Origin of the sequence: Cellulomonas sp. URHE0023 (assembly GCF_000688475.1) — a bacterium.
In the GTDB taxonomy this organism is placed as follows: Bacteria; Actinomycetota; Actinomycetes; order Actinomycetales; family Cellulomonadaceae; genus Cellulomonas.
The window spans coordinates 836869-844865 of the sequence record NZ_JIAN01000006.1 but is presented as its reverse complement, the minus strand read 5'-3'; the positions used below and the strand labels follow the sequence as shown (position 1 = coordinate 844865).

Genomic DNA, 7997 nt, shown 5'->3' with positions numbered 1-7997 from the left:
ACGGTCGATGACGTGCAGCGGCGGTTCTACGACTCGGACGAGTACTTCACGGCGTCCGGTGGGACGTGGCAGGGGTATGTCCAGCGGCTGTACACGACGATGCTGCACCGGGGGGCCTCTGATGCTGAGGTCGCGTCGTGGGTGGCGCAGGTCTCGTCGAAGGGCCGGGCCTGGGTGGTGGACTCGATCTGGTGGTCTTTCGAGGCTGCGGCGATCCGCGCTGGTGGCTACTACCAGACGTTCCTGGGTCGGGGTCCGGACCCGTCGGGTCTGGAGGGTTGGACGAACGTGCTGCTCGCCCTGGGTGAGGGTGCTGTGCGGGTGGGTATCGCGGGCAGCCTGGAGTACCGCGCGCGCGCGATCGCCCTGTACCCCTGATCGACCAGCCCACCCGGCCCTGTCCAGGTCAGTACACCTAGGCCGGGTCGCCTGTCGTCAGGAACTGCCACACCTCGCCGGCGTACTGGTCCCACGTGCGTCCGGGCCGTCGCGCGGCTTCCTCGCGCAGGCGCTCGAGCGTGCCGTCGTTGCTGAGCAGCTCGCGCATCGCGTCGGCGATCGCCACGTCGTCGCGCGGATCGACGACCAGTGCGCCGCCCTCCTTGGCGATCTCGAGCATGCTGCCGAACGCGGATGTGATCACAGGGGTGCCGACCGCGAGAGACTCGGCGACCGGTAGGCCAAACCCTTCGTTGAGCGAAGGGAACACCGTGAAGCGGGCCAAGGAGTAAGCGGCCCAGAGACGCGCATCGGACAACCGGCTCTCGGTGTCGACCGGACGTCCAGCGCGCTGAGCAGCCGCCAGCTTCGCGACGAAGGCGTCACTGCCCCACGCGTTGCCGCCGACGAAGCTGAGACTGAACTCGTGGCCCTCACGCCACAAGAGCTCCGCGGCGTGCAGGACGGCGAGGTGGTTCTTGCGCGGCTCGTGGCTGCCGACGACGAGGACGAGCGGGAGCGTTCCGACCTGGAACCGGCTCACGGCCGCATCCACATCCCAGGTCGCGCGGTCGCCGACCTCGACGGGCAGCACGACCGCTCCGACCTCGGGTCCGTCGAGTCCGATCGCGGGCAGGGTCGCGCGCCATCCGTCGTACTCGGTCTTCGCTGCACTGGAGATGGCAGCGACCCGGTCGAAGTACCGAACCGCGGAGAGGTTCCCGGCAAAGACGGCGGACAGACCCAGCTGTGTCGTCTCTGCGGAGGTGATGGGGACGCAGTCGAAGCCGATGACACCTGTGCGGTTGGTCCCGAAGCGGGCGAGCGCGCGCAGCCGCGTGCTCCGCTCGGGTTCGGCCGCCAGCTCGGGGAGCACGTAGGTCGTGTGCCACGGGACGACGACGGTCGTGACCTTCGGCGCCCCGTTCTCGGCGGGAGCCTCGAAGTCGAGCAGTCGCTCCCGCTCGCGTGCGGTGAGCTCGCGCATCGCCTGGAAGCCGGACGTCCAGGAGATGGGGATCGCCTGACGTGTCGCGAGCCAGCGCCGGGTCGCCTCCCGAGCGACCCGCTGGATTCCGGTGGCGAATTCCGTCGACGCTGTGTGGGCCACGTCGACGACCGCACCGCCGGTGACAAGGCGAACGAGCCAGGCTGCGCTCTCCGGCGTCGTCTCACGCTCGATCGCTGACGCGAGGGACGCGCCGTCGTCGAACTCGTCACCCCGTGCGACGTCGATGACCGTGTCCTCGTCGGGCAGGCGGCCAGACAGGACCGCCAGTGCGAGCCAGACCTGCGAGCGATCGCAGACGTCGACGACCTCGACGAGCGCACGGCGCAGGGAGTCGGGATCGACTGACGTGACCGGTGGGGCGACGGAACCTCCGACCGCCTCCGCGAGGAGTGTCATACGTCGTTCCCAGGCGTTCCATCGGGGATCCGCGACAGGCGGTTGTGCTGGTGCGGCCCTTCGCCGGTTCCTCATGGTGTCCTTTCGGCCGGGACCAGCGCGTGCCACAGCTCGTCCGCATACTGGTCCCAGGTCCGCGCCGGACGCGCCACGGCCTCGGCCCGAAGCTGCTGGAGAAGTGCGGCATCCGTGAGCAGCCGGCGCATTCCGTCCGTCACGGATGCGTCGCTCCGAGGATCCACGGTGAGGCAACCTCCGCCCTCCGCGATCTCCTGCTGGCTCCCGAAGTTCGAGGTGATGACGGGTGTCCCGCATGCGAGCGAATCGGCTACGGGCAGCCCGTAGCCCTCATGCAGTGAGACGAATACCGTGAACTCCGCGGAACGGAGTGCTTCCCAGAGGTAGTCGTCGTCGACGCGTCCCGTGTCGAGAACGGGAAAGCCCAAGGACTGTGCTCGTGCGATCGCGCGCTCGAGGCCGTCGACGCTCCATCCGTCACCTCCGATGAGCTCGAGCTCGAAGTCGAGCCCCTCACGCCAGAGCCTCTCGGCGCCGTGCAGGACGGTCCGCTGGTTCTTGTGCGGCTCGCGGCTGCCGACGCACACCACGCGGGGGCGTCCGGTCCTGCGCACGACGGCCTCGTGGTGGGGCGGCGCGTCCTCCGTCAGGACCACTTCGCGGACCGTCGGCTCGGGGAGGCCCTGCGCGGCCAGCGAGCTCGCGAAGCCGCTGAACTCGGTGGTGGCCGACCTGCTGATCGCGGCGATGTTGCGCGCGTGCTTGACGACGGTCAGGTACTGGGCGAATCCGAGGGCGTCGGCGAACGGTCGGGTCTCGGCGCTCGTCACCGGGATCATGTCGTACCCGATGAGAGACAGATCGTTTCCGGACATGGACCCGATCGTGCCGAGCCGGTCGCTGGCGGCCGCATTGGGGACGTCCGGGAGAACGATGGTGCTCTGCCAGGGAACGACGAGGCGCTGCGGGGCGACTGTCGAGCTCCGCGCCTCGACGGCGCGCCCGTGGTGGAACACGCGGCCGCGCTCCGTCGGATCGAGCGTGCGGAGCGCGGTGTAGGAGTCGGTCCAGGCTGCGGCTGTGATCGGGTGGACGGTCGACCACCGCGGAAGCACCTCGCGGACCACGCGGTGGATCCCGGTGTGCGTGTCGTTGCGCGCGGTGAAGTCGACGTCGACGACCACCCCCTGATGCACGACCTCGATCTCCATCTCGAGGTTGCCCGTCGACGGGAACCGCAGCAGCTCCTCGAACATCACCGACTCCGCGTGGCGGAGCGAGGCGAGCGCGATGAAGCGGCCGAACTCGATGAGCTCGCTCGCTGTCGGGTACGCACCCCTGATCGCCGTCCACGTGATCCACCGGACGTCGGCACGCTCGGGGTCCGCGCAGCGTGCGAGGAGCATCGGGAGAAGCCGCGCAGCAACCCGGCCGACGGGTTCGCCCTCGGTGCGCGCAGGCGCATCGGATCCCAGGACAGCAGCGCACACTGCGTCCAGCCGCTGCTCGAGCGCGCGCAGGACGACGTCGGCTCGTCGTTCTTGGACCCTTGTCTCGTCCTGTGACCGGCCCATCACCGCGCCGGCCGCAGGTGTGCGGCGACTCGGCGCACGCCTCGCAGAGGTCGGGTCACCCGCCAGGACACCGTGTGCTGGAGGGCTGTGATCTGGGCGCGCAGATGCTCCGCCTCCGCCTGCAACCCGGCGTCCGGCACCGGTTCCTCCCTGGGTGTGGACGCCGCGACCGCATCAGCCCACGCAGTCAGGGCCAGAGTGCGCCAGTGCACTGCGTCGGCGAGCGCCGACCCGCGATCCCCGACGAGCCGGTCGACGGTCCTGGTCACGTACCGGTCGAGCACGCACGCGGGGTAGGACAACGCGGCGCGGAGCTCGCTGGCGCGCTCGGCCGCGACGTAGAACCGGGACACGCCGTCGAAGAGGCAGAACTCATACCCGGCGGCCAGGACGCCGTCCTGCCACGCGTCGTGGGTCTGCTCCGTCGAGTTCGGCGCCGTCGACTCGACGACCAGCACCCACGGTCGCCAGACCGTGAGGTCGACACTCGCGAGGACGTCCGCCTCGGCGCCCTCGACATCGATCAGGAGAAAGTGGATGTCCTTGCCGGCCAGGCCGGCGTCGTCCAGCAGGGCCTCGAGTCGCACGGCGGGAACGACGACGTCCTCGTGTGAGATCCCACGCCGCTCGTGCTCCTCGCTCACCGTGTCGACGAGGGTCGACAGGCCGCTCTCGGGGATGAGGTGCAGCGTCACGTCCCCCTCGACCGTGCTGATGGCGGCCTCGACGAGGGTGTCGCGCGGCCGGTCACGGCGCTGCAGCGCTGCGAACGCGGGCACGGGCTCGACGGTCACGCCGCTCCACCCGCGGTCGTAGAACGCGCGCGTGGCAGAGTCGTCGGAGGGGTGGTTCGCGCCCACCTCGACGTACGTGCCGAGCCCGACGTGCTGCAGGGCTCGCCACAGGACGACGTCCTCGCCATTCTGGGCATACGAGATGAACGGGGGCGATTGCACGCGAGCATCATAGTCGGGCAGACCTGGCGACCCGGTCCTTCGCTAGCTGTGCTCGGCCCCGTCGGCGATCGGCGTGGCCGACGTACGGGCGAGGGGCCAGGGCTCTTCGGTCAGGTAGGCCCAGACCTCACCCGCGTAGTCGTCCCAGGAGCGCGTCGGTCGGTTTCGTGCCTGCGCGCCGAGCTCGCCGAGCAGGTGGTCGTCGCGCAGGAGCCGCCCGAGCGCGGCGGCGATCGTGTGGTCGTCGCGAGGGTCCACCAGGAGGGCACCACCGTGCTCGGCGATCTCCCGCATGCTGCCGTAGTCCGACGTCACGACGGGGGTGCCCGCGGCGAGGGACTCCGCGACGGGGAGGCCGAACCCCTCGTTGAGCGAGGGGAACACGGTGAACCTCGCCAAGCGGTAGGCGGCCCACAGGAGCCGGTCGGGGACCTTGCTTGCCGCCTCGACGGGGCGCCCCGCCCTCTGCGCGTCTGCGAGCGCCGCGGTGAACTCCTGGCTGGCCCAGGAATTGCCCCCGATGAACGTGAGACTGAACCGATCGCCTGCCCGCCAACGCAGCTCGGCGGCGTGCAGAACCGCGAGGTGGTTCTTGCGCGGCTCGTGGCTGCCGACGACGAGGACGAGCGGCAGATCACCGACGACGAACCGTTCGCGCGCGTCGGCAAGGTCCTCCGCAGCGGGAGTCGGTGCCTCCGAGGCGAGCAGGATCTCCTTGACGTCGGGTCCGTGGGCGCCGACGGCACCGAGCATCCGGCGCCAGCCCTCGTACTCGGTCGCCGCTGCGTCGGAGATTGCCGCGAGCCGGTCGAAGTGCCGCACCGCCGCGAGGTTCCCGAAGAACACGGACGCGAAACCCTCCGCGCTGGTCTCGGCGGAGGTCAGCGGTACGCAGTCGAACCCGATGACGCCCGTCCGGTTCCCGGACCAGCGCGCCAGGGAGAGCAACCGACCGCTCCGGCCGTGCTCCGCGGCCAGCTCCGGCACGAGGACTGTGGAACGCCACGGTACGACCACCGTCGGCTCGTGCTCTGGCACGGGCAGGTGCGGTAGCAGGCGACGGAACTCGACGGCCGTCAGCTCGCGCAGGGCACCGAAGTCCTCCGTCCAGGCGAGCGGTCGGCACGCCGTGTGCACGACCCAGCGCTGGACGGTCTCCCGCGCGACGCGCTGGATCCCGGTGGCGAGGTCCGTGGCCACGGTGTGGTTGACGTCGGCGACGATCTCGCCCACCGCGACCCTGACGGCCCGGGCACGGGACTGGGGCGTCGAGCAAGACACGACGTGCCGCCACAGGGCGCCGGGGCCGTCCAGGGCGCATGCGCGGGTCAGCTCGACGACGTCACGGTCCTCGGGAAGCTGTGCGCTCAAGGTTGCGAGCGCGAGCCACACCTGCGCGCGATCGCGCAGGTCGACCACGGCTGCCAGCCCGGTCGCGAGGTCGCGTGCCGACGGTCGGTCGAGGCCGGCGAGCGGATCGGCCGCACCGACGGCGCGCGCCAGCTCGCTGAGCCGGCTCGCCCAGACGGCGCCGTCGGGCACGGGGCGGGACCTGCGCTTCATGAGCGGCTCCCGACGGTGGCGAGCACGTCCCAGAGATCGGCGGCGTAGTCGTCCCAGGTCCGGACGGGGCGCCGCAACGCCTCCTGACGCAGTCGCCGCACCTCGTCGTCGTCGACCAGGAGACGGCGCATCGCCTCGGTCACGGCGTCGTCGTCCAGCGGGTCGACCGTGCGGCAGCCGCCGTCCTCAGCGATCTCAGCCATCGACCCGAAGTCGGTCGTGACCACGGGGGTGCCACAGGCGAGCGACTCGACGACCGGCAGGCCGAACCCCTCGTGCACGGAGAGGAACACCGTGAACCGAGCGTCGCGGTACGCCTGCCACAGCTCCTCGTCGCTGACGCGGCCCCGGTCGACCAGGGGCCGTCCGCTCGCCACGACGTCCGCCAGGTGCGCCACGAAGGACTCGCTCTGCCACCCCGGTCCACCGATGAACTCGAGCTCGAAGTCCAGACCCTCGCGCCACAGGCGCTCCGCCGCGTACAGCACCGTGCGATGGTTCTTGTGCGGCTCGTGACTGCCGACGCACAGGACCCGGGGACGGCCCGCCGCCTTCGCCTTGGCCGGCGCGGGCGGGGGGACATCGGCCGGCAGCACCACTTCGAGCACCTCCGGACCTGGAAGTCCCTGAGCCGTCACGGCGTGCGCGAAGCCGGCGAACTCGGTCGTCGCCGACACGCTGATCCCGGCGACGCGCGCTGCGTGCTTGACGACGGTCAGGTAGTGCCCGAAGCGCACGGCGTCGACGTGCGGACGCAGGTCCGCGCTGACCACGGGGATCATGTCGTAGCCGATGAGTGTCACGGCGTTGCCCGAGAGCTCAGCCAGCGAGGCAAGGGCCGGCCCGAACCGTGGGTCAGGGATCTCGGGGATGACGAGCACGCCGCGCCACGGCACCACGAGGCGTGGCTGGTACGCACCCTCCGCAGCGGGGTCAGGGCGGCTGTCGCCGGCGTAGTCGAACACCCGCTGGAGCTCGCGCGGCGCCAGAGTGCGGAGCGCACCGTACGAGTCGACGTTGGCGGTCGCCACGTGCTCGTGGTCGCGCGCCCACCGGGGGAGCGTCTCGCGCACCACACGGTGGATGCCAGTGTGGATGTCGTGCCTGGCGCAGAAGTCGACGTTCACCACGACCCCGCCGACGACCACGTCCATCTCGAGCTCGAGCTCACCTCGCCACGGGCGGCGGACCACGTCGGCCAGCAGCGCGGCTGCAGCCTCGTCGTCGGACCGCGTCTCGAGAACGCGCCGGAACGACTGCACCTCACCTGCCACGGGAAGGGTGCCGAGCACCGCGGCCAGGACCAGCCACGCGACATCGCTCTTCTCGCTGCGCCGGGCGAGGGCGACGAGCGCGCACAGGGTGCCCGCCGTATCGGTGCCCGGAGGTCGCCCGAGCGCCTGGGCAGCAGCAGCGACGCGTTGGTCAAGAGCCCCCAGCAGGCCCCCGACCCGGCCCCGTTCCCTCACGACCGACGCAGGCGGGACAGGGCTCGCCGGCCGCCACGCAGCGGCCGCGTGACGCGCCAGGAGATGGTGCGCTGCAGGGCAGCGAGCTCCGTGCGGGCGCGGGCGGCGTCGTCGCGATACAGCGCGCCGTCCTCGTCGTAGCGAGCGGCGGCCACCGCCTCGCCCCAGGAGGACAGCGCGAGCGCGCGCCAGTGGACCACCTGCTCCAGGAAATCTGAGCCCGAGCGGTCCTGGGTTCCGAGGAACACGATCTCCGCTGCGGAGACCGCGTCTGTGAGCTCCTCGGTGACAGGGAGGTCGGCTGTGACGACGAGGAGCCGCAGCGGCTCCGCGAGTGCCGACCGGACCGCCTCGAGAACCGAGTCGTCGTCGACCGCCGTGACGTTGCCCTGCCAGCCGGCGTCCCGCAACGTCGTGACCCACGACGGCTCCGGCGCCGAGGTCGGGTGCAGCACCGCGAACCGCGCGTCCGGACCGTGCCCCAGCGCTCGCAGGAGGACGACGTCCTCGCCGTCCGGTGAGCGCAGGATCAGGTTCGGGGCGGCCACCGGTGAATCATAGGTGAGGAGCC

Annotated in this window: 7 protein-coding genes; 1 reads left to right on the top strand and 6 read right to left on the bottom strand. The window is 71.1% G+C overall.

Annotated features, from left to right (window positions below; translation table 11 throughout):
* On the top strand, window positions 1–378 hold a 378-nt coding region (locus N553_RS0113055; protein WP_028046885.1), incomplete at its 5' end, for a DUF4214 domain-containing protein.
* 37 nt (window positions 379–415) lie between these two features.
* Here the strand turns inward: N553_RS0113055 and N553_RS24345 are convergent.
* From N553_RS24345 to N553_RS0113025, 6 genes are all read right to left on the bottom strand, one after another.
* Window positions 416–1846, bottom strand: coding sequence for a glycosyltransferase (locus N553_RS24345; protein ID WP_028046884.1), 1431 nt, complete (start codon window positions 1844–1846; stop codon window positions 416–418).
* Window positions 1847–1917: 71 nt separating this feature from the next.
* Entirely contained in the window at window positions 1918–3270 is a 1353-nt protein-coding gene (locus N553_RS24340; protein ID WP_051640138.1) for a glycosyltransferase family 1 protein, read from the bottom strand.
* Window positions 3271–3437: 167 nt separating this feature from the next.
* On the bottom strand, window positions 3438–4394 hold the full coding sequence (locus N553_RS22640; RefSeq protein WP_051640137.1) for an FkbM family methyltransferase: 957 nt from the start codon (window positions 4392–4394) through the stop codon (window positions 3438–3440).
* Between the two features lie 42 nt (window positions 4395–4436).
* On the bottom strand, window positions 4437–5957 hold the full coding sequence (locus N553_RS24335) for a glycosyltransferase (RefSeq protein ID WP_081844544.1): 1521 nt from the start codon (window positions 5955–5957) through the stop codon (window positions 4437–4439).
* Window positions 5954–7426: a glycosyltransferase family 1 protein gene (locus N553_RS0113030; RefSeq protein WP_028046882.1), complete on the bottom strand. Its 1473-nt coding sequence runs from the start codon at window positions 7424–7426 to the stop codon at window positions 5954–5956. The genes N553_RS24335 and N553_RS0113030 overlap by 4 nt, the downstream gene beginning before the upstream one ends.
* Complete coding sequence (locus N553_RS0113025) at window positions 7423–7974, bottom strand: hypothetical protein (RefSeq protein WP_028046881.1); 552 nt, start codon at window positions 7972–7974, stop codon at window positions 7423–7425. The genes N553_RS0113030 and N553_RS0113025 overlap by 4 nt, the downstream gene beginning before the upstream one ends.
* Between the last annotated feature and the right edge of the window lie 23 nt (window positions 7975–7997).

Excerpts from the sequence above, each read along its gene's own strand:
- N553_RS24340 (WP_051640138.1), bottom strand. The coding sequence starts at position 3,270 with ATGCTCCTCGCACGCTGCGCGGACCCCGAGCGTGCCGACGTCCGGTGG.
- N553_RS24335 (WP_081844544.1), bottom strand. The coding sequence starts at position 5,957 with ATGAAGCGCAGGTCCCGCCCCGTGCCCGACGGCGCCGTCTGGGCGAGC.
- N553_RS24345 (WP_028046884.1), bottom strand. The coding sequence starts at position 1,846 with ATGACACTCCTCGCGGAGGCGGTCGGAGGTTCCGTCGCCCCACCGGTC.